Source organism: Vibrio ziniensis (assembly GCF_011064285.1).
Classification (GTDB): domain Bacteria; phylum Pseudomonadota; class Gammaproteobacteria; order Enterobacterales; family Vibrionaceae; genus Vibrio; species Vibrio ziniensis.
On sequence record NZ_CP049331.1, the window covers coordinates 2,746,119 to 2,771,733 of the forward strand.

General features: G+C 43.7%; 27 protein-coding genes and 9 tRNA genes. 30 read left to right on the top strand and 6 right to left on the bottom strand.

Annotated features, from left to right (window positions below; translation table 11 throughout):
• Window positions 1-84: 84 nt before the first annotated feature.
• From rsmE to ruvX, 4 genes are all read left to right on the top strand, one after another.
• Entirely contained in the window at window positions 85-816 is a 732-nt protein-coding gene (gene rsmE / locus G5S32_RS12635) for a 16S rRNA (uracil(1498)-N(3))-methyltransferase (protein ID WP_165312333.1), read from the top strand.
• Between the two features lie 12 nt (window positions 817-828).
• Complete coding sequence (gshB, locus tag G5S32_RS12640; protein WP_165312334.1) at window positions 829-1,785, top strand: glutathione synthase; 957 nt, start codon at window positions 829-831, stop codon at window positions 1,783-1,785.
• Window positions 1,786-1,811: 26 nt separating this feature from the next.
• A complete protein-coding gene (locus tag G5S32_RS12645; protein ID WP_165312335.1) occupies window positions 1,812-2,375 on the top strand; it encodes a YqgE/AlgH family protein in 564 nt (187 codons plus the stop codon).
• Between the two features lie 192 nt (window positions 2,376-2,567).
• Window positions 2,568-2,993, top strand: coding sequence for a Holliday junction resolvase RuvX (gene ruvX, locus G5S32_RS12650; protein ID WP_042489189.1), 426 nt, complete (start codon window positions 2,568-2,570; stop codon window positions 2,991-2,993).
• Window positions 2,994-3,216: 223 nt separating this feature from the next.
• Here the strand turns inward: ruvX and G5S32_RS12655 are convergent, their stop codons facing one another.
• Complete coding sequence (locus G5S32_RS12655) at window positions 3,217-4,323, bottom strand: PilT/PilU family type 4a pilus ATPase (RefSeq protein WP_165312336.1); 1,107 nt, start codon at window positions 4,321-4,323, stop codon at window positions 3,217-3,219.
• 11 nt (window positions 4,324-4,334) lie between these two features.
• The gene (locus G5S32_RS12660) at window positions 4,335-5,372 is read right to left on the bottom strand and encodes a type IV pilus twitching motility protein PilT (RefSeq protein ID WP_165312337.1); all 1,038 of its coding nucleotides are present in this window, start codon (window positions 5,370-5,372) and stop codon (window positions 4,335-4,337) included.
• A gap of 44 nt (window positions 5,373-5,416) precedes the next feature.
• On the opposite strand from G5S32_RS12660, the gene G5S32_RS12665 reads away from it, so the two are divergent.
• The 7 genes from G5S32_RS12665 to hemW all read left to right on the top strand — a co-directional run bounded on the left by G5S32_RS12665 (window position 5,417) and on the right by hemW (window position 10,257).
• A complete protein-coding gene (locus G5S32_RS12665; protein WP_165312338.1) occupies window positions 5,417-6,121 on the top strand; it encodes a YggS family pyridoxal phosphate-dependent enzyme in 705 nt (234 codons plus the stop codon).
• Window positions 6,122-6,216: 95 nt separating this feature from the next.
• Entirely contained in the window at window positions 6,217-7,035 is an 819-nt protein-coding gene (gene proC, locus G5S32_RS12670; RefSeq protein ID WP_165312339.1) for a pyrroline-5-carboxylate reductase, read from the top strand.
• Between the two features lie 28 nt (window positions 7,036-7,063).
• Complete coding sequence (locus G5S32_RS12675; RefSeq protein ID WP_165312340.1) at window positions 7,064-7,621, top strand: YggT family protein; 558 nt, start codon at window positions 7,064-7,066, stop codon at window positions 7,619-7,621.
• Complete coding sequence (yggU, locus tag G5S32_RS12680) at window positions 7,621-7,911, top strand: DUF167 family protein YggU (protein ID WP_165312341.1); 291 nt, start codon at window positions 7,621-7,623, stop codon at window positions 7,909-7,911. Before G5S32_RS12675 ends, yggU begins: the two co-directional genes overlap by 1 nt.
• Window positions 7,912-7,997: 86 nt before the next feature.
• Window positions 7,998-8,429, top strand: a complete 432-nt coding sequence (locus tag G5S32_RS12685; protein ID WP_165312342.1) for a DUF4426 domain-containing protein — start codon at window positions 7,998-8,000, stop codon at window positions 8,427-8,429.
• A 59-nt stretch (window positions 8,430-8,488) separates the two neighbouring features.
• Complete coding sequence (locus G5S32_RS12690) at window positions 8,489-9,085, top strand: XTP/dITP diphosphatase (RefSeq protein ID WP_165312343.1); 597 nt, start codon at window positions 8,489-8,491, stop codon at window positions 9,083-9,085.
• A complete protein-coding gene (gene hemW / locus G5S32_RS12695; protein WP_165312344.1) occupies window positions 9,085-10,257 on the top strand; it encodes a radical SAM family heme chaperone HemW in 1,173 nt (390 codons plus the stop codon). Before G5S32_RS12690 ends, hemW begins: the two co-directional genes overlap by 1 nt.
• Here hemW and G5S32_RS12700 read toward each other — a convergent pair.
• Both G5S32_RS12700 and glsB read right to left on the bottom strand, forming a co-directional pair.
• Window positions 10,254-10,877 carry a DNA-3-methyladenine glycosylase family protein gene (locus G5S32_RS12700; RefSeq protein ID WP_165312345.1) on the bottom strand — a complete coding sequence of 208 codons (624 nt, stop codon included), beginning with the start codon at window positions 10,875-10,877 and terminating at the stop codon, window positions 10,254-10,256. The two genes, hemW and G5S32_RS12700, sit on opposite strands and share 4 nt — an antisense overlap.
• A 20-nt stretch (window positions 10,878-10,897) precedes the next feature.
• Window positions 10,898-11,818 (bottom strand): glutaminase B, encoded by a 921-nt coding sequence (glsB, locus tag G5S32_RS12705; RefSeq protein WP_165312798.1) that lies wholly within the window; start codon window positions 11,816-11,818, stop codon window positions 10,898-10,900.
• Between the two features lie 70 nt (window positions 11,819-11,888).
• Here glsB and G5S32_RS12710 point away from each other — a divergent pair, with 70 nt between their 5' ends.
• A complete protein-coding gene (locus tag G5S32_RS12710) occupies window positions 11,889-12,071 on the top strand; it encodes a hypothetical protein (protein ID WP_165312346.1) in 183 nt (60 codons plus the stop codon).
• A gap of 22 nt (window positions 12,072-12,093) precedes the next feature.
• Here G5S32_RS12710 and trmB read toward each other — a convergent pair whose 3' ends face one another.
• Window positions 12,094-12,813 carry a tRNA (guanosine(46)-N7)-methyltransferase TrmB gene (trmB, locus tag G5S32_RS12715; protein WP_165312347.1) on the bottom strand — a complete coding sequence of 240 codons (720 nt, stop codon included), beginning with the start codon at window positions 12,811-12,813 and terminating at the stop codon, window positions 12,094-12,096.
• A gap of 188 nt (window positions 12,814-13,001) precedes the next feature.
• Between trmB and mutY the strand changes: the two genes are divergently transcribed.
• The 12 genes from mutY (at window position 13,002) to G5S32_RS12775 (ending at window position 17,503) form a co-directional block, all read left to right on the top strand.
• Window positions 13,002-14,051 (top strand): A/G-specific adenine glycosylase, encoded by a 1,050-nt coding sequence (gene mutY, locus G5S32_RS12720; RefSeq protein ID WP_165312799.1) that lies wholly within the window; start codon window positions 13,002-13,004, stop codon window positions 14,049-14,051.
• A 17-nt stretch (window positions 14,052-14,068) separates the two neighbouring features.
• Window positions 14,069-14,341 (top strand): oxidative damage protection protein, encoded by a 273-nt coding sequence (locus G5S32_RS12725; RefSeq protein ID WP_112403748.1) that lies wholly within the window; start codon window positions 14,069-14,071, stop codon window positions 14,339-14,341.
• A 156-nt stretch (window positions 14,342-14,497) separates the two neighbouring features.
• Window positions 14,498-15,628: a membrane-bound lytic murein transglycosylase MltC gene (mltC, locus tag G5S32_RS12730; protein ID WP_165312348.1), complete on the top strand. Its 1,131-nt coding sequence runs from the start codon at window positions 14,498-14,500 to the stop codon at window positions 15,626-15,628.
• Between the two features lie 369 nt (window positions 15,629-15,997).
• A tRNA-Phe gene (locus G5S32_RS12735) sits at window positions 15,998-16,073 on the top strand.
• Between the two features lie 54 nt (window positions 16,074-16,127).
• Window positions 16,128-16,203: transfer RNA gene (locus G5S32_RS12740), tRNA-Thr, on the top strand.
• A 7-nt stretch (window positions 16,204-16,210) separates the two neighbouring features.
• Window positions 16,211-16,286 (top strand) — tRNA-Phe (locus tag G5S32_RS12745).
• A 37-nt stretch (window positions 16,287-16,323) separates the two neighbouring features.
• A tRNA-Asn gene (locus G5S32_RS12750) sits at window positions 16,324-16,399 on the top strand.
• A 565-nt stretch (window positions 16,400-16,964) separates the two neighbouring features.
• Window positions 16,965-17,040 (top strand) — tRNA-Phe (locus tag G5S32_RS12755).
• Window positions 17,041-17,087: 47 nt separating this feature from the next.
• A tRNA-Thr gene (locus G5S32_RS12760) sits at window positions 17,088-17,163 on the top strand.
• A gap of 37 nt (window positions 17,164-17,200) precedes the next feature.
• Window positions 17,201-17,276, top strand: a tRNA-Asn gene (locus G5S32_RS12765).
• Between the two features lie 36 nt (window positions 17,277-17,312).
• Window positions 17,313-17,388, top strand: a tRNA-Thr gene (locus G5S32_RS12770).
• A 39-nt stretch (window positions 17,389-17,427) separates the two neighbouring features.
• Window positions 17,428-17,503: transfer RNA gene (locus G5S32_RS12775), tRNA-Asn, on the top strand.
• A 246-nt stretch (window positions 17,504-17,749) separates the two neighbouring features.
• Here the strand turns inward: G5S32_RS12775 and djlA are convergent.
• Window positions 17,750-18,610 (bottom strand): co-chaperone DjlA, encoded by an 861-nt coding sequence (gene djlA, locus G5S32_RS12780; protein WP_165312349.1) that lies wholly within the window; start codon window positions 18,608-18,610, stop codon window positions 17,750-17,752.
• Between the two features lie 147 nt (window positions 18,611-18,757).
• Here djlA and lptD point away from each other — a divergent pair, with 147 nt between their 5' ends.
• From lptD to apaH, 6 genes are read left to right on the top strand one after another with little or no spacing between them, the layout of a single operon-like run.
• On the top strand, window positions 18,758-21,106 hold the full coding sequence (gene lptD / locus G5S32_RS12785; protein ID WP_165312350.1) for an LPS assembly protein LptD: 2,349 nt from the start codon (window positions 18,758-18,760) through the stop codon (window positions 21,104-21,106).
• Between the two features lie 44 nt (window positions 21,107-21,150).
• On the top strand, window positions 21,151-22,446 hold the full coding sequence (gene surA / locus G5S32_RS12790) for a peptidylprolyl isomerase SurA (protein ID WP_165312351.1): 1,296 nt from the start codon (window positions 21,151-21,153) through the stop codon (window positions 22,444-22,446).
• The gene (pdxA, locus tag G5S32_RS12795; protein WP_165312352.1) at window positions 22,436-23,428 is read left to right on the top strand and encodes a 4-hydroxythreonine-4-phosphate dehydrogenase PdxA; all 993 of its coding nucleotides are present in this window, start codon (window positions 22,436-22,438) and stop codon (window positions 23,426-23,428) included. The genes surA and pdxA overlap by 11 nt, the downstream gene beginning before the upstream one ends.
• Window positions 23,429-23,441: 13 nt before the next feature.
• On the top strand, window positions 23,442-24,308 hold the full coding sequence (rsmA, locus tag G5S32_RS12800; RefSeq protein ID WP_165312353.1) for a 16S rRNA (adenine(1518)-N(6)/adenine(1519)-N(6))-dimethyltransferase RsmA: 867 nt from the start codon (window positions 23,442-23,444) through the stop codon (window positions 24,306-24,308).
• 59 nt (window positions 24,309-24,367) lie between these two features.
• Window positions 24,368-24,748 (top strand): Co2+/Mg2+ efflux protein ApaG, encoded by a 381-nt coding sequence (gene apaG, locus G5S32_RS12805; RefSeq protein WP_165312354.1) that lies wholly within the window; start codon window positions 24,368-24,370, stop codon window positions 24,746-24,748.
• A gap of 11 nt (window positions 24,749-24,759) precedes the next feature.
• Entirely contained in the window at window positions 24,760-25,578 is an 819-nt protein-coding gene (gene apaH, locus G5S32_RS12810; RefSeq protein WP_165312355.1) for a bis(5'-nucleosyl)-tetraphosphatase (symmetrical) ApaH, read from the top strand.
• The last annotated feature ends 37 nt before the right edge of the window (window positions 25,579-25,615 follow it).

The window sequence follows — 25,615 nt, forward strand, 5'->3', positions numbered from 1 at the left end:
AACTATGTGATTGGGGTGAACGAGCGTAGTCAACACCGCTGCAGCTTCAAGTAGGAAGAGTATATTTTGATTAGGAAACAACACATGCGTATTCCCCGTGTCTATCATCCGCAGCCCATTACTCAGTTAGGCAAAATTAACCTCGACGACGATGCTGCAAACCACATTGGTCGGGTACTGCGCATGAAAGAAGGGCAAGAAATCCTACTGTTTGATGGTAGCGGTGCTGAATTCCCAGCAGTCATCAGCGAAAGTGGGAAAAAACACGTCACCGTTGATGTGACTGAACGTGTTGAACGCAGCAATGAATCACCGCTTGATTTGCATTTAGGACAAGTGATTTCACGTGGCGATAAAATGGAATTCACTATCCAGAAATCGGTGGAATTGGGCGTCAACACCATTACTCCACTACTGTCTGAACGCTGTGGTATCAAGCTGGATGAAAAACGCTTTGAGAAAAAGCTTCAGCAATGGCAAAAAATCGCAATCAGTGCTTGCGAGCAATGTGGTCGCAATGTGGTCCCAGAAATTCGTCCCGTGATGGAACTAGAACAGTGGTGTGCAGAGCCAAGTGATGCATTGAAACTGAACCTACATCCTCGCGCTCAATACTCAGTTAATACTCTTCCTGAACCGGTGACTAAAGTTCGTCTGTTAATCGGTCCTGAAGGTGGTCTTTCTGAAAAAGAAATCGATATGACCAGCAAATACAACTTTGAAGAAACGTTGCTTGGGCCTCGTGTCCTGCGTACAGAAACCGCAGCGTTAACCGCAATTACAGCCTTACAAGTTCGTTTTGGCGATCTTGGATAACGGAGAATTCCAATGATTAAACTCGGCATCGTAATGGATCCAATTTCGTCCATTAATATCAAGAAAGATTCTAGCTTCGCGATGATGTTAGAAGCACAGCGTCGCGGCTATGAAATTCATTATATGGAGATGAATGATCTACACTTAGATCAAGGTGTGGCTGTCGCTGATACAAAAATCGTCACACTGAAAGAAGATCCAAAGGGTTGGTACGAGTTCAAATCAGAGCAAACAATTAAGTTATCTGAGTTAGACGCAGTGTTAATGCGTAAAGATCCTCCTTTCGACACCGAGTACATTTACGCAACCTACATCCTAGAGCGTGCAGAAGATGAAGGTACGCTGATCGTCAACAAGCCACAAAGTCTACGTGACTGTAACGAAAAACTGTTTACTGCTTGGTTCCCAGAGCTAACACCAACCACTATCGTGACCCGTAAAGCAGAAAAAATTAAGCAATTCAGAGAGCAGCATGGCGATGTGATTTTAAAACCACTTGATGGCATGGGTGGTGCATCTATTTTCCGTGTGAAAGAAGGTGATCCAAACGTCTCTGTGATTATCGAAACACTAACCAATCACGGTCAAAATTACTGTATGGCGCAAACCTTCGTTCCAGATATTAGTAATGGTGACAAGCGTATTCTAGTGGTTGATGGTGAACCAATGCCTTACTGCTTAGCTCGTATCCCTGCTAAAGGGGAAACGCGTGGTAACTTGGCAGCGGGTGGCCGTGGTGAACCTCGTCCACTGAGTGAAACCGATAAGAAAATTGCACTTGCAGTTGCACCAACACTAAAAGAAAAAGGTCTAATTTTTGTAGGACTCGATGTGATTGGAGATAAACTGACTGAAATTAACGTAACCAGCCCAACCTGTATTCGTGAAATCGAGGCCGCTTACGATATCTCTATCACTGGCAAGTTAATGGATGCCATTGAGACACGCATTAAAGCAATGGCGATGTGATACCAATCTTTGAGGTTGGAGATACTATGAATCTTACTAATCATTTTCTCGTTGCTATGCCGAGCATGAAAGACCCTTACTTCAAACACAGTGTTATTTACATCTGTGAACACAATGAAGAAGGTGCGATGGGGCTAATCATCAATTCGCCGATTGATATTACGGTCGGCAAAATGTTGAAACAGGTGGATGTTGAGCCTGCGTATCCTCAATCGCAAAGTAAAAGTCTCAAGGAGCCGGTTTTCAGCGGTGGTCCAGTGTCTGAAGATCGCGGTTTTATTCTGCACAGACCGAAAGATCACTATGAATCGAGTATTCGCATGACGGATGATATCGCGGTAACGACTTCCAAAGATATCCTCACCGTTTTGGGTACCGATGCCGAACCAAAGGGCTATCTGGTTGCACTTGGCTACTCTGGCTGGGAAGCGGGTCAGTTAGAAAGCGAGCTATCGGATAACTCATGGCTCACCATAGAGGCTGACTCAGATTTGATCTTTAATACTCCGATCAGAGATAAATGGAACAAAGCCATCCAGAAACTGGGCATAGATCCCGTTCAGTTATCTGGTGAAGCCGGTCACGCTTAAACAATAGTAGTCTCTTGCTCACTAATGTTCTGCACTTGGTTCTCCCCCTCAGTTGAGGGGGGAGTTAGAGGGGGTTGATTTCCACAGAACTTATTAATAATGCACTTTTGATTAAGTTCCGTGGAAACAACCCCACCCAGCCTCCCCTTCAAAAGGGGAGGAGCTAAAAAATGAAATAATTAAGAGTTTTACATGTCTCGAACTATTATGGCTTTCGACTACGGAACCAAAAGTATTGGTAGCGCCATTGGTCAGGAAATTACAGGTACAGCCTCACCACTCAAAGCATTTAAAGCCAATGATGGGATTCCTAATTGGGATGACATCGAAAAGCAATTAAAAGAGTGGAAACCAGACCTTGTGGTTGTGGGTTTACCTACTGACTTACACGGAAAAGATTTGGAAACCATTACCCCAAGAGCCAAAAAATTTGCTCAGCGTCTACATGGACGGTTTGGTGTTCAAGTAGAACTGCATGATGAGCGCTTATCAACCGCAGAAGCGCGAGCTGAACTTTTCTCTATGGGCGGCTATAAGGCGTTAAGCAAAGGCAACATTGACTGCCAATCAGCGGTGATCATTTTAGAAAGCTGGTTTGAAAGCCAGTGGGGTGAATAATACCATTCTGGAAAATTTCCTGATCAGTGAATGGGCGTTGATAAGCAAACCCTCCGAGCCATGGATGGCTCGGCGGAGCTTCAGGGATGAATGAATGCGCGTTTGCGTTTGACGCCCATTCGCTGCTCGCCGATGCTCAATCTGATCATATTTTTATCTAGGATTGTAAAAACCCTACGCTGAAAGCAGAGACAAAAAACGCGCTTTATCAGCGCGTTTTTTATTAGTTCATATCGATTTTCACATTCGCGAGAGAACTTGAACTCGGAGCATCTCCACGCTGAGTTTTAAGCATCATCCGTAAGTCATTGGCTGAGTCAGCACTGTGCATTGCATCTTGCTCGGTGATCTTATCTTCCACCAGCAAATGATATAACGCTTGATCGAAGGTCTGCATGCCAATCTCTTTGGACTTCGCCATCGTCGATTTCAACTCATGCAACTCTCCTTTGCGAATCAAATCTGATACGCGAGGTGAATTGAGTAATATCTCAAACACACCGTGACGACCTTTACCATTTTTATCACGAATCAGTTGCTGCCCTACCACGCCACGCAAGTTCATCGACAAATCAAACAAGAACTGTTCTTTCTGCTCTTTAGGTACTAGGTGAAGAATACGCTCTAACGCTTGGTTGGCGTTGTTAGCGTGCAAGGTTGCCATACACAAGTGCCCCGTTTCAGCAAAGGTCATCGCGTATTCCATGGTTTCACGACTGCGGATTTCACCAATCAAAATCATGTCTGGCGCTTGGCGAAGGGAATTCTTCAGTGCTACTTCGTAGCTCTCAGTATCCAAACCAACCTCACGCTGGGTGACGATGCATTTTTGATGCTCGTGAACAAATTCAATCGGGTCTTCAACCGTTAAGATATGCCCTGTTCGATGACAATTACGATACCCTGTCATTGCAGCCATGGTGGTGGATTTACCAGAGCCTGTCGCACCAACGACCAACACCAAGCCTCGCTTGGCAATCGAGAGATCCTGCAACACCGCAGGCAGATTGAGTTCTTCAAATGTCGGAATTTGTGTTTCGATGCGTCGAATCACGGCGCCCGGTAGCTCACGCTGGAAAAAGGCACTCACCCTGAAACGCCCATTCCCTCTTACAATGGCAAAATTCGCTTCGTGTGATGATTTAAACTCAGACTCGCGTTCTGCATCCATCATTTCATGTAATAAGGAAAACACCTCTTGCTGTGAAAGCTTCTCCCCCTGCGGACGCATCTCACCATCGACACGTAACAGTACCGGCGCGCCGACGGTGATGTACAAATCTGACGCTTTTAGCGAGGTCATCGCTTCAAGGTAGTGATTCAATTCCATTTCATTCGCTCTTAAAAAGTAGAGATTTCAGACTCGATCTTCTTCTGTACTTCAGCCGGTTCTACTAGCCCCTTAGCAATCAACTGCTTAGAATTTTGCTCCATCGTCTGCATACCATGCGCAGCACCAGTTTGGATGATCGAATACATCTGCGCCACTTTATCTTCACGGATCAAGTTACGAATTGCAGGTGTTGCTAACATGATCTCATGGCAAGCAACTCGTCCACCGCCAGTACGTTTTAGCAGCTTCTGTGCAATCACCGCACGTAATGATTCAGACAACATAGAACGCACCATGTCTTTATCGTTTCCCGGAAACACATCAATAATACGGTCAATGGTTTTTGCCGCAGAACTGGTATGCAATGTACCGAACACTAGGTGTCCTGTTTCCGCAGCAGTCAGAGCCAAACTAATGGTCTCTTGGTCACGCAACTCACCCACCAAAATGACGTCTGGGTCTTCACGCAATGCAGAACGAAGTGCATTCTTGAAACTGTGTGTATCGCGGTGAACTTCACGTTGGTTGATCAAACACTTATCGTTGCTATGAACGAATTCGATTGGATCTTCAATGGTAAGAATATGCTTGTTGTGATTCTTGTTGATGTAATCAACCATCGCTGCCAAGGTGGTTGATTTACCAGAACCCGTAGGTCCAGTCACCAAAACCAGACCTTTTTCATAATTGGCAATTTTGCTGAAAATCTCTGGCGCATCTAACTGGTCAAGAGTAGGAATCACTGTCGGGATAGTACGGAATACAGCAGAGCAGCCACGAGCCTGATGGAAAGCGTTGACACGGAATCGTCCAACATCCGGCAGTTCAAATGAAAAATCCACTTCGAGTTTCTCTTCAAACTCACTACGCTGAGCATCATTCATTACTTCAAACACTAGGCGATGAACATCCGCATGAGTAAAAGCAGGTACGCCAAGCTTTCTTACTTCTCCATCTATCCGTACCATAGGAGGAACACCTGCAGAAAGATGTAGATCTGACGCATTATGCTTTACACTAAAATCCAGTAACTCAGCGATATTCATTTATTTCTTTTCCTTAGGGTCTATTGACCAAATAAAGTCAGGCTATGAGTAGTATTCAACAAAATATCAAAGATATCATTTCACAAATTGAAAGTGCGCAACAAAAGTGTGGACGTACTCCAGACTCTGTGCAACTTCTCGCAGTGAGTAAAACCAAACCTGCCGAGGCAGTTCTAGAAGCGGCACAAGCCGGACAACGCAGTTTCGGTGAAAACTATGTGCAAGAAGGTGTCGAAAAGGTTCAGTATTTTCAACAAAATTATCCTGAGCTTAAGCTAGAATGGCACTTTATTGGACCACTACAATCAAATAAAACTCGTCTTATCGCTGAAAACTTCGATTGGATGCACACCATTGACCGGGCAAAAATCGCTCAACGCCTCAGTGAGCAAAGACCATCGAATCTTCCGCCATTACAAGTATTGATTCAGGTTAACACCAGTGGTGAAGCATCCAAATCAGGCATTTCCGAAAATGAAGTATTTGAACTGGCTGAATTGATTTCTGGCTTACCAAACCTCATGTTAAGAGGATTGATGTCGATTCCTGAGAATGTCTCAGATTATGAATCCCAATTTGCTGCGTTTAAGAAACTGGCGGATTTGAAAACCAAATTGGCTGAAAAATTCCCGAATATCGATACCCTATCCATGGGTATGAGTGGCGATATGGAAGCTGCGATTGCCGCTGGTAGCACCATAGTTCGTATCGGTACAGCTGTATTTGGTCAGCGTGACTATAGTCATTAGCAAAAAAAGCAGTCATTAAGAAAGATAGTCATTAACAAAAATGACTATCGCTAACAAAAGAACTAACACTAAAAATTTTGGATAGAAGAGCAGACATGGAACAAAGAACAATCGCGTTTATTGGTGCGGGTAATATGGCTCATGCGATTATCGCAGGTTTAGTGGCAAGCGGTTACGATGCAAAGAAAATCATCGCAACAGCGCCTTCAGAAACTCGTCGTAAACCGCTGGAAGAGAAATACGGTATTCGTACCACCAGCGATAACCTTGCTGCAGCCCATGAAGCCGATGTGGTTGTGATGGCAGTAAAACCACAACTAATGGCAGAAGTGTGTGCACCTCTACAAGCTGTCGACTATTCAAACAAACTGGTGATCTCAATTGCTGCCGGTGTTTCAGTGGCTCGCTTCAACGAAATGCTGGCAACCGAACTACAACTGGTTCGCGTGATGCCAAACACACCTTCGTTAGTGAACAAAGGTATGGCTGGACTTTATGCTGCAAATTCTGTTTCTCAACAAGACAAAGATTTCACCTCACAACTGATGTCTGCGGTGGGTGAGGTTTGCTGGGTAGAACAAGAGTCTGGCATCAACAGTGTCATTGCGGCTGCAGGTAGTGCCCCAGCGTATTTCTTCCTTTTCATGCAAGCTATGCAACAAGAAGCGATGGCACAAGGTTTTGATGAACAAACAGCACGTCTGCTTGTCCAACAAGCGGCTCTGGGCGCTGCGGAAATGGTACAAGCTAACCCTGATGTCTCGCTGGCAACACTACGTGAACAGGTGACATCTAAAGGCGGTACGACAGCTGAAGCTATCCGTACATTCAATGAAAATCATCTCTCAGAGATTGTTGCTAAGGCGATGCAAGCTGCGGTAACAAGAGCGGAAGAGATGGAAAAACTATTTTAATTAGCGCAACTCAAACTAAGGGCTCTCTATGAATTCTATGAGTTTTCTAATCTCCACCGTGTTCGACCTGTACATCATGGTCGTGATTCTACGTATCTGGCTACAAGCGGCACGTGCAGATTTTTACAACCCATTTTCTCAATTTATCGTCAAGGCAACTCAACCGGTAGTAGCACCACTGCGTCGTGTTATTCCATCTTTGGGCAGCATTGATTTAGCAACGGTTCTCTTTGCTTACGTATTATGTGTAGTGAAGTTCGTTGTGTTGATTCTTATTGCATCTAAAGGCGCAGTAAGCTTCAGTACTGACTTCCTATTCCTAGGTTTGCTATCACTAGTGAAAGCGGCTGGTGGTCTACTTTTCTGGGTACTGTTGCTACGTGCAATTCTCAGTTGGATTAGCCAAGGTCGCAGCCCGATTGAATACGTATTCCATCAATTAACTGAGCCGATGCTTGCACCGATTCGTCGTATTCTGCCAGCACTAGGTGGCATTGATTTGAGTGTATTGGTGCTGTTCATTGTGCTGCAGTTTGCCAACTTTCTGATGGGCGACATCATTGGCCCTATCTGGTATCAACTATAATGAAAGTAGCTTGGTTTGATGGCGACGACTTGATTTTAAGGCTCTATATCCAGCCTAAAGCAAGTCGTGACAGCATTGTTGGTCTACACGGTGAGGAGCTAAAAATAGCGATCACCGCGCCACCTGTAGACGGCAAAGCCAATGCCCATCTCACCAAATATTTAGCCAAACAATGCAAAGTAGCTAAAGGGCTGATAGCAATAGAAAAAGGTGAACTGGGCAGACATAAGCAAATCAGAATTATTGCGCCTGCCGAGATACCTCAAGAAATTCAAGCCATTATTCAATAACGACACTTTCATTCCCCACTCATGTGGGGAATGTTTTTAGCTAGCATTATTTTTATAACTAAATTTTCATAACAAAGGAAATGATCATGCGCCAGTGGATGATAGCCCTACTACTCACCTTCATCGCTCTGCCAAGCTCAGCAGAACAGTTTCAGAACATCAAAGATGTTGAAGTACACTACTCTGCCTTTAATTCAACGTTTCTAACGCCACAAGTGGCCCGCAGCTACAAACTCACTCGTAATGGTTATTCTGCTATTTTGAATATCAGTGTGTTGGATACCTCATCGCTTGGTAAACCAGCGGTTGAAGCAAAAGTTTCAGGCAATGTGAGAAGCTTGTTGGGCAATATTCGAAACTTGGAGTTCAGTGAAATCAAAGAAGGCGAAGCCATCTACTACTTAGCTGAATTTCCGATTAATAACGAAGAAGATTTAATATTTGATATCGACGTTAATGCTGGCAATAAAGGCGCAGGCAAAGTTAAATTCACCCAAAAATTTTATGTTGAAGAATAAGGTCCACTGAGATCAGTTCTTTGGCAATAATAACGTCGAACACATAGAGATAACAGAAAATGAAAAAGATTGTATTAGCGACCGGCAACCAAGGTAAAGTTCGCGAAATGGCTGACCTATTGGCAGACTTCGGTTTCGACGTAGTTGCTCAAAGCGAATTAAACGTTTCGGAAGTAGCCGAAACAGGCACCACTTTCATTGAAAACGCGATTATCAAAGCGCGCCATGCAGCAAAAGAGACAGGCTTACCAGCCATTGCCGATGATTCTGGCTTAGAAGTCGATTATCTGAAAGGCGCACCAGGCATTTATTCCGCTCGCTACGCTGGTGAAGGTGCGACTGATCAACAGAACCTCGAAAAGCTGCTTCAAGCAATGCAGGGCGTTCCTGAAGAACAGCGTAGTGCACGTTTCCACTGCGTGTTAGTTTTAATGCGCCACGAAAACGACCCAACTCCGATTGTCTGCCACGGCAAATGGGAAGGTCGTATTTTAGAGCAAGCACACGGCACCAATGGCTTTGGCTATGACCCGATTTTCTTTGTTCCACAGGAGAACTGCGCATCAGCAGAATTAGAGCCTGCACGTAAGAAGCAGCTTTCTCACCGAGCTAAAGCTCTACATAAGCTTTTCCAAGCGATTAAAGAGCAACATTAATGTTAACACCGCCTGATCTTAGCCTTTATGTACATATCCCTTGGTGTGTACAAAAATGCCCATATTGTGATTTCAACTCTCACGCGCTCAAAGCTGAGATCCCAGAAGATCACTACATTGATGCTTTGCTTGAAGACCTTGATACCGATATTGAACGTTATCAACTTGCTGACGATCCACGCCAACTGCACTCGATCTTTATCGGTGGTGGTACACCAAGCTTGATCTCTGCCGAGGGGATCAAGCGCTTACTGCAAGGTATTGAAGAGCGAATAGCGTTTAAACCGAATATTGAAATTACCATGGAAGCCAATCCGGGCACGATTGAAGCTGAACGTTTTGCTGGTTACAGAAAAGCGGGGGTCACTCGTATCTCGATAGGCGTGCAAAGCTTCGCGCCTGAAAAGCTACAACGTCTTGGTCGAATTCACGGTAAAGATGAGGCTCTACGAGCGGCAAATCTGGCTCATACCATTGGACTGACGAGCTTCAACTTAGATTTGATGCATGGTTTGCCCGATCAAACCATTGAAGAAGCGTTAGCCGATCTCGATCAAGCTATCGCGCTCAATCCGCCACACCTCTCTTGGTATCAGTTGACGATTGAACCTAACACCATGTTTTACTTCAAACCACCGACGTTACCTGATGACGATGCATTGTGGGATATCTTTGAATTAGGGCATAAGAAGCTAACCGAAGCCGGTTACGTTCAATATGAGATATCTGGCTACAGCAAGCCCGGTTATCAGTGCCAGCACAACCTCAACTACTGGCGATTTGGCGATTATCTCGGTATTGGTTGTGGCTCTCACGGCAAACTTAGCTTTAGTGATGGTCGCATTGTTCGTACCACCAAAGTCAAGCACCCGAAAGGCTATCTGGCAGCATACCAGAACCTGACTAAACCATACTTAGATTCAGAGCAGCTGGTGGCTGATGAAGATCGTCCTTTTGAGTTCTTTATGAATCGCTTTAGATTAATGGAGCCTTGCCCAAAAGCAGATTTTGGTGCGACGACAGGCTTAGATCTGGACGTCATTGAATCAACAATCAACTGGGCGTTGCAATTAGGTTATTTAAGTGAAGATGCCACACACTGGCAGATCACAGAAAAAGGTAAATTGTTCCTCAATGATCTGCTTGAAGCGTTTATGGTGGAAGAAGACTAATTCGCCATTGACGTGAAAAGGTCGGTATCCAAACTTTGCCAAATATGCAATGCAAAGTAAGAACGATAAGGTGTGACTGTCGACAAAATCTCTTGTCCACTCACACCTTCTTTTTCTGCAACCATAGCAAGACCTCTGGCTAATGCCACATCGCCTTTTGACCACACATCCGGCAATCCAAAAAAGAAAATCGCTGTCATCTCTGCCGTCCAAGGACCAATTCCCCACAGCTGCGTGAGCACCTTAATCATCTCGGCTTCAGGCATTGTGGCAAGTACTTCTGGAACAATCACTCTCTGCTCCAGAGCTTCTCTCACACCGCAAATTGTTTTGATTTTCGCATTCGACAATCCACACCCTCGAAGCGCTTCGCGGTTCGATTCAACAAATAAATCCAACAGCTGCTGATCGACGGTTAACAACGCTTCGACACGCTGCCATATCGTTCGAGCTGCGGTATTAGAGAGTTGTTGCCCCGCTACAGAGCGAGCCAAATAAGGGAAGAAATTCTCTTCACCTTGCAGAGAAAGTTGTTGAATACCGTTGGCGTGGAGTAACTGTTGTAGATAAGGAAGAGACTCTGTTTGTTCAAGTAAAGCTTGATGAATAACCTGTGACATCTTCCTTTCCTCATATCTCGTTAAAAGATAGAACGACCAATACGTTGCGCTAACAGTTCAAGAGCGCGAGTCCCTGCCAGCGAGTTACCAGAAGCATCCAGTTCTGGAGACCATACTGCAATCGTCATTTCACCCGGCACGATGGCGACAATACCACCACCAACGCCGGATTTACCCGGCATACCCACTCGGTAAGCAAACTCACCAGCACCGTCATAAAGACCACATGTTGCCAGTAACGCATTCACTTGCTTGCTTTGAATTGGGGTTATCACTTCTTCTCCGGTATGAACTGAAACACCTTTATTGGCAAGATAGCTGAAGGTTTTTGCCAGTTCAACACAGCTCATTTTTAATGCACAAGCATGGAAGTAGTTATTCAATACAGGCAATACATCATTATGGAAGTTGCCAAATGAACGCATCAGGTAAGCAATCGCGGCATTACGGTCACTGTGCATCATCTCGGAAGCCGCAACCACTTTATCGTAGACAATCTGTGGCTCGCCACTTAGCTGACGTGCAAATTCAAGTAAACGTTGACGAGGTGCAGACAAACGACTGCTAAGCATATCAGCAACCACAATAGCCCCCGCATTGATAAAGGGGTTACGCGGGATTCCTTGCTCAACTTCCAACTGAATCAACGAATTAAACGCCTGACCAGAAGGTTCTTTACCAACACGGCACCATATTTCTTCAGGCTGATAAAGCCCCATTGCCAATGTCAGACTCAGTGCTTTTGAAATCGACTGAATGGAGAATCCCTCATCGGCATCTCCGGCGGTAAACACTTCACCTTGGTTGGTATAAACGGCAATACCCAATTTGCTATTCGGCACTTTTGCTAATGCCGGAATGTAATCAGCGACTTTTCCTTGTCCAATCAAAGGGCGAACATCATCCAATATGCTCGCAAGTATTCCTGAAGTCGGTTTCATCATGTCACTTACTTGTGTCAACACGCTGTATCAAAAGTTATACCATTCTGGAAAATTTCCGGATCAGTGAATGGGCGTCGATAAGCAAACCCTCCGAGCCATGGATGGCTCGGCGGAGCTTCAGGGACGAATGAATGCGCGTTTGCGTTTGACGCCCATTCGCTGCTCGCCGATGCTCAGTCTGAGCATATTTTTATCTAGGATGGTATTAAAGGTCAAAAAAGCCAACATTGCAGCAATGTTGGCTTTTTAAAATTCATTCTTTGGAATAAAAATCAGCTCACGCGCTTGTATTTAATATCCCAAACACCGTGACCAAGGCGGTGACCACGTTGTTCAAACTTAGTCAAAGGACGCTCATCTGGACGTGGAATGTAATCACCATCTTGAGCGATGTTCGCAAAACCCGGTGCTTGATTCATGATTTCAATCATGTGTTCAGCATAGTTTTCCCAGTCGGTTGCCATATGGAAGATACCTTGATCAACAATCAGCTTTTGGCGAACCATTTCAGCAAACTCTAGCTGAACAATACGACGCTTGTGGTGACGTTTCTTGTGCCAAGGATCTGGGAAAAACAGCTGTAATGTGTGCAGGCTGTTATCAGGAATCATATGCGCGAATACTTCTACAGCGTCATGACACATAACACGTAGGTTAGTTACGCCAGCTTCACGAGCTGCTGATAAACAAGCACCAACACCTGGGCTATGCACTTCAATACCAATAAAGTTTTTCTCAGGCGCATTCTTTGCCATCTCAACCAAAGATGCGCCCATGCCGAAACCGATTTCTAAAACCACTGGGTTATTATTGCCAAACACTTGATTCCAATCAAGTAAGCTCGCTTGATATTCGATACCCATAGTTGGCCAGCATTCTTTCATCGCGGTTTCTTGGCCTTTAGTTAGACGACCTTCACGACGAACAAAACTGCGAATTCGACGAACGATTTTGCCATCTTCTGTGAACTCGTTAGTGGTTACTTCACTCATTGATATTGCCTGTATAAAATTTAGTCTTGAGTTTGAGGGCTGTGATTATCCAAAGAATTACTTTAGGTGCAAGTATTATTGTTGGTCAAATCAACACAAATACCCGTAGTTTTTGTCTGTTTTACATCCTGACCATTCTGTGGTGCAATTTTGTCTCATTATTTTAATTAATATAGATGAGTAAAGTCGTGACCCCTTTTGCTAAGGCAATTCTCACTTGGTATGACAGCTACGGGCGTAAAAATCTGCCATGGCAGCAAAATAAAACCGCCTATAGCGTCTGGCTATCGGAAATTATGCTCCAACAGACTCAAGTAGCCACCGTTATCCCCTATTACCAACGTTTCATGCAGCGCTTTCCTACGGTGACTGATCTTGCCAATGCCGAACAAGATGAAGTTCTCCATTACTGGACTGGCCTTGGCTATTACGCGCGCGCTCGTAACTTACATAAAGCAGCCAAAACCGTCGCACAGCAATACGATGGCGAGTTCCCAACGGATATCGAAACAATGAATGCTCTGCCCGGTGTAGGACGTTCTACTGCTGCTGCCGTTCTTTCTTCCGTTCATAAACAGCCACATGCCATTTTAGACGGCAATGTGAAACGAACGTTAGCTCGCAGCTTTGCCATTGAAGGGTGGCCGGGGAAAAAAACGGTTGAAAACCAACTTTGGCAATATGCGGAAATGCATACACCGAAGGATGATGTCGACAAATACAACCAAGCCATGATGGATATGGGGGCGATGATTTGTACTCGTTCAAAACCCAAGTGTAGCTTGTGTCCAGTTGAAGAATTTTGCCAAGCAAAACAACAAGGTAATCCATTGGATTATCCGGGTAAAAAGCCCAAGACAACCAAACCAGAGAAAGAAACTTGGTTTGTTATTCTGCGTCACGGTGATGAGGTTTGGCTTGAACAACGCCCGCAAAGCGGTATTTGGGGAGGACTGTTCTGTTTTCCTGAAAATGGTGATTCTAAGATTGAAAAGGTTTTGGACAAAAGAGCGATTAACGAGAAACAAGTACTGTCGAAGAAACAACTTATCGCTTTTCGCCACACTTTCAGCCACTACCACCTCGATATCACGCCAGTTTTGCTAAAGCTGTCAGCCAAACCAGATATGGTAATGGAAGCAAACAAAGGTCTTTGGTATAACTTAAACAAACCTGAAGAAGTTGGCTTAGCTGCACCAGTAAAACAATTACTACAAAGCCTTCTGTATGAAATTTAATTTAAGAGGAAATACTTATGAGCCGCACTGTATTTTGTGCTCGACTAGAAAAAGAAGCTGATGGTTTGGATTTTCAGCTTTACCCAGGTGAACTCGGTAAACGTATTTTCGACAACATTTCTAAAGAAGCTTGGGGCCAATGGCAAGCCAAACAAACCATGCTGATTAACGAAAAGAAGCTCAATATGATGGATCCTGAGCATCGCAAACTGCTAGAACAAGAGATGGTGAACTTCTTGTTCGAAGGTAAAGATGTGCACATTGAAGGCTACACACCGCCTAGTCAGTAGCAAATTAAGCCAATAGTAGATAAAGAAAAACCCTATTTTATCGCATGAAAATAAATGACATCATTGTCGAGAGCGAATTAGCTCAAGTTGTGGTGTCATTTTTATTTAAGCCAATCAAAGCTGATAATTTCTCTTTGAAGGCTGTTTGAGGAGCGCATGAGAAAGTTTGCTTACTGTATGATTGCCCTAACGCTAGTTGGATGTAGTCGTGAATTTGTTGAAAGTATTTACGATGTGAACTACGAGCCGACTAACCGCTTCGCCAAAAATTTAGCCCAGCTTCCGGGGCAATTTGAAAAAGATACAGCAGCACTTGATGCGCTCATCAATAGCTTTTCCGGCAATATCGAAAAACGTTGGGGCAGCAAAGAAATTAAAGTTGCAGGTAAAAGTAATTACGTAAAATACATCGATAATTACCTAAGCCGCGCTGAGGTGAACTTCCAAGAAGGCAAGATCCTCGTTGAAACTGTCTCTCCTACCGATCCTGAAGGTCACTTAAGACGAGCGATTGTCACCACACTGCTCACCCCTGATGATCCTATGAGTGTTGACCTTTTTTCATCTCAAGACATTGAATTAAAGGGACAACCTTTTCTATATAACCAAGTATTAGACCAAGACAAACAACCAATTCAATGGGGTTGGCGAGCAAACCGTTTTGCTGACTATCTGATTGCTAACCAGTTAAAAGTCAAACAAGTCGATTTCAAAAAAGCCTATTACGTTGAAATTCCGATGGTAGAAGATCAAATTCAGATCCGTAGTTATCAATACGCAAACATCGTCCAAAAAGCATCGCGAAAGTACGACATCCCAGAAGATCTGATTTACGCCATCATCAAAACCGAGAGTAGCTTTAACCCCTATGCGGTAAGTTGGGCGAATGCTTATGGCTTGATGCAGGTGGTACCCAAAACAGCCGGCCGTGATGTGTACAAACTGGTAAAAAACAAATCCGGTCAGCCAACGCCTGAATATTTATTTAATCCGGAAAACAACATAGATACAGGTACCGCCTACTTCCACATCCTCAAAACGCGCTATTTGAAAGATGTTAACGACCCTACGTCTCTCGAATACAGTATGATTTCAGCCTACAACGGTGGTACTGGCGGCGTGCTAAATACTTTTAGCAAGGATAGAAAACGAGCCATGTCCGACCTAAATTCATTGCAACCGAATCAAGTTTATTGGGCGCTCACCAAAAAACATCCAAATTCTGAATCACGTCGTTACCTAGAAAAAGTGACGAAATACAAGAAAGAATTCAATATGCCCAAGTGACCTCAAGATACAGGATTCAGAGCTTCATTAACGAGTTCAGATCAAGCTTAATAACGGTAGAAATGGTATTCCCTTTCAATGTTATTGAGCGCTGAGATGGGCTCGTTAATGAGCTCCCAACGGGCGAGTTTTATTCGCTCCTATGCTGCGTTACTGATTTTCTACGTAGCATAACTATGTATTCAAATCAGTGCCTTGCCTAAGAGCGAATAAATTCTCGCTGAACAAGCATCTTGAGGTTACTTGGGCATATACAGTGATAAAAAACGATCAATCAGCTCAAAACATCAGCAAACAACACGATTTTTGATTTTTTTATAAAAAACAGGTTGACGCAGAGAAGGAAAATCCGTTTAATAGCGCTCCGTTGCCCGGATAGCTCAGTCGGTAGAGCAGAGGATTGAAAATCCTCGTGTCGGTGGTTCGATTCCGCCTCCGGGCACCACAATTTGATTGTTGGTGTCTTAAGACATCAATGTGCATATAAGAATATTAGTGTGCCGACTTAGCTCAGTAGGTAGAGCAACTGACTTGTAATCAGTAGGTCACCAGTTCGATTCCGGTAGTCGGCACCATTCTTTTGCCTCGATAGCTCAGTCGGTAGAGCAGAGGATTGAAAATCCTCGTGTCGGTGGTTCGATTCCGCCTCGAGGCACCATTATTTGGTGCAGTCATCACGATGACGTACAAATAATTCCCCCTTAGTTCAGTCGGTAGAACGGCGGACTGTTAATCCGTATGTCGCAAGTTCAAGTCTTGCAGGGGGAGCCACTTTTAAAGCCAAGTCGAAAGACTTGGCTTTTTTCATTTCTGAATCCCAAAAAATCTCAAATTAAAAAACTGTTATACCATCCTAGATAAAAATACGATCAGACTGAGCATCGGTAGAACTGCGAATAGGCGTCAAACGTAAACGCGCATTCATTCGTCCCTGAAGCTCCGCCGATCCATCGCTCGGAGGGTTTGCTTATCGACGTCTATTCACTGATCAGGAAATTATCCAGAATGGTATTATTTAAACCATTCTCTCGTTTTGCACTTGCAAATTTCAATTAACTGTCAGTCTCCCCTTCTGATTATCTTATCCATTTTTAAACACAAACCACGTAAACAAACTAAAAATATCATCGACAGTTTTTAAAGCTTAATGGTCCGAACTAGACTCAAATGTCAGTTTTAACTCACCAACAGTGCGCCTTTATTAACAGAAAACCTCGCTATTTCTTAACGAAAATGGGCAAAAACAAGTCACTAAGTATAGAAAAGCAACAAACGACATTTTTTTTGCAATTTAGTGTTGACGTTAAATGCGAAAAACCTTTTAATACACCCCGTTGCCTCGATAGCTCAGTCGGTAGAGCAGAGGATTGAAAATCCTCGTGTCGGTGGTTCGATTCCGCCTCGAGGCACCATATTTAAGTTGTTGGTGTTTAGAACGAGCAACAGAAAGAAAATTTGGGCCGACTTAGCTCAGTAGGTAGAGCAACTGACTTGTAATCAGTAGGTCACCAGTTCGATTCCGGTAGTCGGCACCATTCTTTCAAACTTGTCACTTCGATAAGTAAAAACAATTCCCCCTTAGTTCAGTCGGTAGAACGGCGGACTGTTAATCCGTATGTCGCAAGTTCAAGTCTTGCAGGGGGAGCCACTTTCATTGATGAGTATATCTATACTTGTTGATAAAGCCGACTTAGCTCAGTAGGTAGAGCAACTGACTTGTAATCAGTAGGTCACCAGTTCGATTCCGGTAGTCGGCACCATTATTTAAAAACATATCTCTCAAAGATATGAAAAACAATTCCCCCTTAGTTCAGTCGGTAGAACGGCGGACTGTTAATCCGTATGTCGCAAGTTCAAGTCTTGCAGGGGGAGCCACTTTTGAAGCCAAGTCGAAAGACTTGGCTTTTTTTCTATCTGTCAAAATTATCTTTCAAACAGAAACGGCAAGCATAAAAAAAGGGCAAGCAGTGCTTACCCTTCCATTTCAAAATCTATACTCAAACGACTTGGGGTTGCAGGTAGGCGGCAAATGAGTGAATCCCCATGAACATAGATAAACTATGTGATTGGGGTGAGTGAATGTAGCCAACACCGCTGCAGCTTCAAGTCGGAAGAGTATATCTATTTAAAGCCTTTCTCTTTTTTGATTAAGTCATAGGCTTGCTGAATTTCCTGAGACTTTTCTTTAGCGACATTCATCATCTCTGGTGGCAATCCTTTTGCCATCAATTTGTCTGGATGGTGTTCATTCATCAACTTACGATAAGCACGCTTAATCTCTTTATCATCAGCGTTTTCACTAACACCAAGTACTGAATAAGCGTCTGATAATCTGTCCTTAGTTGATGCTTGTTGCCACTGCCCTCCTGCAGAAGAATGATGATGACGTTGTTGTCCGCCAAATCCACCACCATGCTGAAAGCGGAAAGAGGCTTCTTGCATACGTAAGCGGCTTTCTAGCTGCTCTGAAGAGAATCCTAACCCTTGGGCAATCTTATGCAGTACGTTCCTCTCACTTGGATGTATATCCCCATCAGCAAAAGCAGCAGAGATCTGAAGCTCCAAAAAGAACTGCATCAAGTCGAAACGACCACCAGCAGAGATACGTACTCGTTCTAACACATTTTCCAAAGGAAAATTCGCATCCTTACCGTCACGGAAAGCATTCTGAGCAGCCAGACGTTGCTCTCCATGTAAGCTCATACGATCCATCATGATGCTCGCAAGCTGTATCTCTTCTTTTGTGACTTTACCTTTTGCTTTGGCAACGTGTCCCATAACGGAAAATGCAGCCTTGAAGAACTCTTCCTGCCTTTCCGCTTGACTTGGTCCTGAACCAAAATTTCCGGTGTGAAAGCCAGCTTGATTTAAACGTCTCGCCTTATCGAATTGGTGTCCAAGAAACAGACCAAAAATTGCGCCAACGGGTCCTCCGAACAGAAAGCCGAAGAAAGCGCCAAGAATTTTGCCAAAAATATGCATTATGTGCTCTCAATCTATGAATTTTTTAGGACTAAAGCGGTCTGATAGTGCCGGGAGGGTTAATTTCCTTTATGATATTGAACGTTATCAGTTAGCATTTACTCCCAATACTGGAATTAGATAAATTCAACAGGATAGTACTATTCAATGTCACGTTTTTCCCGCTCATTTTTAGCTGCCGCCATTAGCCTTGCGCTTTTTGCACCACAAATCCATGCAAAAGATGGCAGCGACAATAATGCGCAAAAATTGCCAGCTATCGATCAGTGTCTAGTTAATGAAACTGAACCGGATAATCCAAACGAACAGCCTATCAATGTCGAAGCGGATAATCTAGAAGCAATTAATGGTGATAAAGCTACTTATTCAGGAAATGTCATTGTTGTACAAGGTAAAAAGCGTATTGAAGCGGATAGCCTCACTCTTCATCAACAAGATAATGTTGTTGTGGCCGAAGGTAATGTGCATTTCAGTGATGGCCAAGTAAAGGCTGTCGCAGACAAAGCCGTCAACGATTTGAATAACGACGAGATGTCTCTTGAAAACACAAAGTACAACTTCTTATGTGAAGCTGGTCGCGGTGAAGCGAAATACATTTCAAAAACAGGTAAAGCCGTTTATGAAATAGAAGATGGCTCTATTACTTCATGTCCTGAAGAAGATAATTCCTGGCGCCTACGCGCTTCCAGTATCGCTATCGACCAAAATGAAGAACAGGCAACCTTCTATAACCCTCGTTTAGAAGTTCAAAACGTCCCTATTTTCTATCTACCCTTGTTGACGGTTCCAATTGGAGACACACGTAAAACAGGTTTCTTATATCCAACAGTCTCGTACGGAACTCGTGACGGGTTTGAAATGGATATTCCGGTATACTGGAACTTAGCGCCTAACTACGATTTGGAAACTGCGTTCCATTACATGCAGAAACGTGGCTCACAAATAAATGGTACCTTTAGATACCTTACGGAGTTTGGTGAAGGCCAAATTCGTGCTGAATATTTGAATGAAGATAAGCTGCACCTAGACGAAGGCGCTCGATGGGGCTACCAACTTGAGCATAATGGTATTTACCAACAATCTTGGAAGTTTGAGGTTGATTACTCAAGAGTTAGTGATTACAGCTATTTCTCTGACTTAGACTCCCATATTGGTAACCGAGAAGATGGTCAGCTCATCCAGGAAGGCAAAGTCACGTATCGTAGCACAGACTGGGATACCTCTATTCTTGTTAGACAGTTCCAACTGCTGCTTGAAGACCAAACCAGTTCTAGCCAACCGTATCGCTTAATGCCTCAGGTAACGTTTAACTACTACGCTCCTGAATTAATGCGTTATCTAGATTTTGATTTAAAAAGCCAAGTTTCACGTTTTGACACAGATGCTGAGGGTAAACCGTCATCAGCAGCTCGTATACACATTGAGCCTGGTTTAAAAGTCCCCCTTGCAAACACTTGGGGAAGCTGGACAACGGAAGCTCGTCTGCTAACGACTTATTATCAACAGCAGTTAGACGACGTGAGTTCAAACTACGACAGTTTGGAAGAGAGCGTTACGCGCATCATCCCTGAGTTTAGAAGTAATGCGGGCATCGTTTTAGAGCGTAATACTGTTTTATTTGACAACTATACCCAAACTCTAGAGCCGCAAGTCCAGTATCTTTACGTACCAAGTAAAGATCAAAGTAATATCGGTTATTACGACACGACACTACTTCAGACCGATTACTACGGTCTATTCCGTAGCCGAAAATACAGTGGTGTTGATAGAATCGCTTCAGCGAATCAGTTTAGCTATGGTGCTTCAAGTCGCTTTTTCGACGACGCTTATAAAGAGCGTTTAAACGTCGCATTTGGACAAATTTTCTACCTAGATAAAAGCTTAAAAAACCCAGAAAACTCAGATGACTATGAAGGCAAGACTAACTACTCTGCGTGGGCTGTGGAAATGGATTTCAACTACGATGATTATCTATTCTACCACGGCGGGGTTCAGTACGATGTTGACAGTAGCGCTCTTCAATTAGCAAACAGTACTCTGGAATATCGTTTTGCTGACGGTTTTATTCAAGGTAACTACCGTTACGTTACGTATGAGTACATTGATAATACCGTTGGTGATAGTCTCAATGTCGACAGCATTACTGAAGATGGTATTTCGCAAGCAGGTATTCTTGCTGGTTACCAGCTATCTAAAAGATGGTATACCAGTGCTCAATACTTCTATGATTTGACGACTGAGCAATCTCTCGAATGGTTAGCTAATTTACGATACACCTCTGATTGTTGGTACATGGCTTTCACATATAGCAACCAGTTGAAAACATGGGGAACAACAACACCTTATTTCGAAGACCCGACCTACGAAAACAACTTTAGCTTTAATATCGGCATTGTCGGTTTTGGTACTACAGTTGGCTCAGGTGCAAGCATGGCAGAACTCGACAGCTCTGATAATTCTCTCGGTTATGGTCGTCCATTCTTTTTGAATAACTAATTGATGGCTTAATACATTAAGTTATTAAAACAATAGGATTTTAAATGAATTTGTGGAAACACTCTCTTTTAGGTTTAGTCACTCTGTTAAGCATTAATCACGCTAATGCTGCACCAGTGGAGATCGACCGAGTAGCCATTATTGTAAATAGTGGTGTCATCTTACAAAGTGATATAGAGAGTACTTTAAAAACCGTTCAAGTGAATGCTAACAACAACGGGCAGGCTCTACCTGAGGAATCCGTTTTACGTGAACAAGTCAGAGAAAAGCTGATCATTGATACTTTGCAGCAACAAGAAGCTGAACGTATAGGCGTGCGCATTGATGACGCTCGTCTGAATGAGGCTATTAACAATATTGCTAAGCAAAACAACCAGACATTAGAACAACTACAAGCCTCTGTCAGTGCCGAAGGATTAACTTATCCAGAGTTTCGCGAACAAGTTCGCAAAGAGATGTCCGCTAGCGAAGCTCGTAATGCAATGGTTCGTCGTCGAATCAATATTCTTCCAGCTGAAGTAGACACTCTCGCCGAATTACTTGCTCAGGAAACTAACGCTTCAGTGCAGTATAAGATTAGCCATATCCAGCTACGCTTTGACGACAAACAAGATAAGTCGCAAATTGAAAAGCAAGCCAATGAACTGGTTGAGAAACTCAACTCAGGTGCTGATTTTAGTAAAATGGCTTATACCTATTCAAAGGGTCCTAAAGCATTGGAAGGTGGCAATTGGGGTTGGATGCGCAAAGAAGAAATGCCAACCATCTTTGCAGACCAAATCAAAATGCAGAACAAAGGCAGCATTATTGGACCATTTCGTAGTGGCGTCGGTTTCCATATTCTAAAAATTGATGATGTTAAGGGATTAGAAACCATTGCGGTGACTGAAGTTAATGCTCGTCATATTCTGATCAAACCGACCATCATTCTTAGTGATGAAAATGCCCAAAAGCAGCTACAAGGCTTTGTCCAACAGATAAAATCGGGTCAAGCGGATTTTGGTGAACTTGCACAGCAATACAGCCAAGATCCAGGCTCTGCGGCACAAGACGGTGAGTTGGGATACCAAACACCTGATATTTATGTACCTGAATTTAAACATCAGGTCGAAACTTTAGCTGTCGGTGACATCAGTGAACCATTTAAAACCGTACACGGCTGGCACATTGTTCAAGTTCTTGATAAGCGTGAAGTTGACCGAACCGACTCCGCACTTAAAAACAAAGCTTATGGAATTCTGTTTAACCGTAAGTTCAATGAAGAAGCGAGTGCTTGGTTACAAGAGCTACGAGCTAGTGCTTTTGTTGAGGAATTAAAAGGGGAGCAAGATGAAAATTAGACGCATCTTGGTTACAGCAGGTGAACCTGCGGGTATCGGCCCCGACCTCGTTTTAGCTTTATCTAAAGAAGATTGGTCGCATCAAATTGTGGTCTGTGCTGACAAAAACATGTTGGCAGAAAGAGCTGCGGTACTCGGAATCAACGTTGAACTGATTGACTATGATTCACAGCTAGCCGCTCAACCACAAAAAGCAGGAACGCTTGTTGTGGACCATATTGCGACATCAACCCCCGTAATTGCAGGTCAGCTTGATGAGCAAAATGGACATTATGTATTAAAAACATTAGAAAGAGCCGCTTTGGGCTGTATGAATAATGAATTTGATGCTATTGTCACCGGCCCTGTACATAAAGGGGTGATCAACCGAGCTGGTGTCGCATTCAGCGGACACACTGAATTTTTTGCAGAGCAATCAAATACCCCTCTCGTGGTGATGATGCTGGCAACGGAAGGATTACGAGTTGCACTCGTAACCACGCATATACCACTGGCATACGTTTCTAAAGCGGTAACCAGTGAGCGTCTAGAAAAGATCATTCATATTCTCCACAAGGATCTCGTTGAGAAATTTGCGATTGAGCAGCCTACTATATATGTATGCGGCCTTAATCCTCATGCAGGTGAAGATGGCGTATTGGGTCGAGAAGAAATCGACACTATTACTCCAACACTGGAAAAATTACGTCAACAAGATGGGATGAATCTGATTGGTCCATTGCCAGCAGACACCATCTTCAACGACAAATACTTGCAAAAAGCGGATGCCGTTTTAGGTATGTACCACGATCAAGTGCTTCCTGTATTGAAATACAAAGGTTTTGGTCGCTCAGTGAATATCACGTTAGGTCTACCTTTTATCCGAACGTCTGTCGACCATGGAACAGCATTAGATCTTGCTGGTACAGGTACAGCCGATATTGGTAGTTTTAGAACAGCACTCGCTCAAGCTATTGAATTAGTTGATAAGAAAACGAATTAACTTCGAGAACACTATGAGAAATGATGTCCATTTAGGACACAAAGCGCGTAAACGTTTTGGTCAAAACTTTCTAAACGATCCTTATATTATCGACGGTATCGTTTCAGCAATTAACCCTCGTCCGGGTCAAAACTTGGTTGAAATCGGCCCAGGTCTTGGTGCGATTACTGAACCTGTTGGTCGTGAAGTGGATAAATTCACGGTAATCGAGCTTGACCGTGACTTGGCAGAACGCCTACGCAATCACCCTGAGCTGGCAGATAAACTGACCATTCACGAAGGCGATGCAATGCGTTTTGACTTTACTCAGTTAGTAAAGCCAAATAACAAACTGCGCATTTTTGGTAACTTGCCATACAACATTTCTACGCCGCTAATGTTCCATTTGTTTGAATACCATAAAGATATTCAAGACATGCACTTTATGCTGCAAAAAGAAGTGGTCAACCGCCTAGCTGCGGGTCCGGGTAGTAAAGCGTATGGACGCTTAACGGTAATGGCTCAATACTACTGTAAAGTTGTGCCAGTACTGGAAGTGCCACCAACAGCATTTGTTCCGCCACCGAAAGTAGATTCAGCGGTGGTACGTTTAGTGCCTTATGAAGAGCTGCCATACCCTGCGACTAGCCTAAAATGGCTGGATCGTGTAGTACGTGAAGGTTTTAACCAGCGTCGTAAGACGGTACGTAACTGCTATAAAGCTTTACTATCATTAGAAGTATTGGAAGAGCTCGGTGTCAACTCAACCATGCGTCCAGAAAACCTAACACTGCCTCAGTTCGTCGCGATGGCAAACTGGTTAGATGCAAATTCTTCTGACGCAAACCATAGCTCAGAAACACAAAATCGCTCTGAAGAAGAAAATAGCTACCAAGCATAAACTCAAACAGGACGACATAGCTCGTCCTGTTGTTTTTTCTACCTATATAAGGAGTTCACATGGATGTCTCTACGCCTTGTATTAAAATCCAGGTTCATACCAAGTATATTCCTGAGCAGTCCACTCCTGAGCAATTGCGCTACGTCTTCGCTTATCTGATTACGATTAAGAACCTAAGTACTGACACCGTACAACTCATCAGCCGCCGTTGGTTAATAACCGACGCAAATGGCAAACAGCTTGTCATAGAAGGAGAAGGCGTGGTGGGCGAACAACCTTTTATCGATGCTAACGATGAGTACACCTACACCAGTGGTACAGCAATTGAAACACCTGTCGGCGTGATGCAAGGGCACTACATTATGCACGACCATGAAGGAAAAGAGTTTATCGCTAATATTGAGCCTTTCCGTTTGGCCGTTCCTAACGTCTTAAACTAACCGGAGTAACAGTGGCGAATTATATTGTTGGTGATATCCAAGGCTGTTTTGACGAACTTCTTCTCCTGCTTGAGCAAGTAAATTTTGATCAACACAAAGATACATTATGGGTAGCAGGCGATCTGGTTGCTCGCGGTCCAAAATCTCTAGAGACATTACGTTTCATCCGTTCACTGGGTGACTCAGCAAAAGTCGTATTAGGTAATCACGACTTACACTTGCTGGCTGTCGCTTGTGGTATCCATCCAATTAAGAGCAAAGATAAAACAATCCCGATATTGGAAGCAGAAGACAGAGATGAACTTTTACATTGGCTACGTGAACAACCTCTGTTGCTAGAACATGATGAGTTTGTAGTTTGTCATGCTGGTATTTCACCGAAATGGAACTTGACCACGGCACGTGAATGCGCAAAAGAGATCGAATCGATACTGCAAAGTGATCGTTGGATGTGGTTAATTGAAAATATGTATTCCAACCAACCCGATCAGTGGCGATCCGATCTTAAAGATCTTGAGCGCTACCGCTACATCATTAACGCTTATACTCGCATGAGATTCTGCTTTATTGATGGAAGGCTTGATATGAAATGTAAACTTCCTCCATCAGAAGTGAGTGGCAATCTATTACAACCTTGGTTTGAACTTAAAAACAGAGTACCTGTGGAAAAAACAGTTCTATTTGGACACTGGGCTGCACTTGAAGGCTATCATGGCAAAGATGTGATTGGACTTGATACAGGCTGTGTGTGGGGGGGGCATCTGACTCTGCTGCACTGGGAAGAGAAGAAATTCTTCACTCAGGATGCACTGAGTGCCGCCGTTGAATAGCGTTCACAAAAACAAAGCCCAGTATCAATACTGGGCT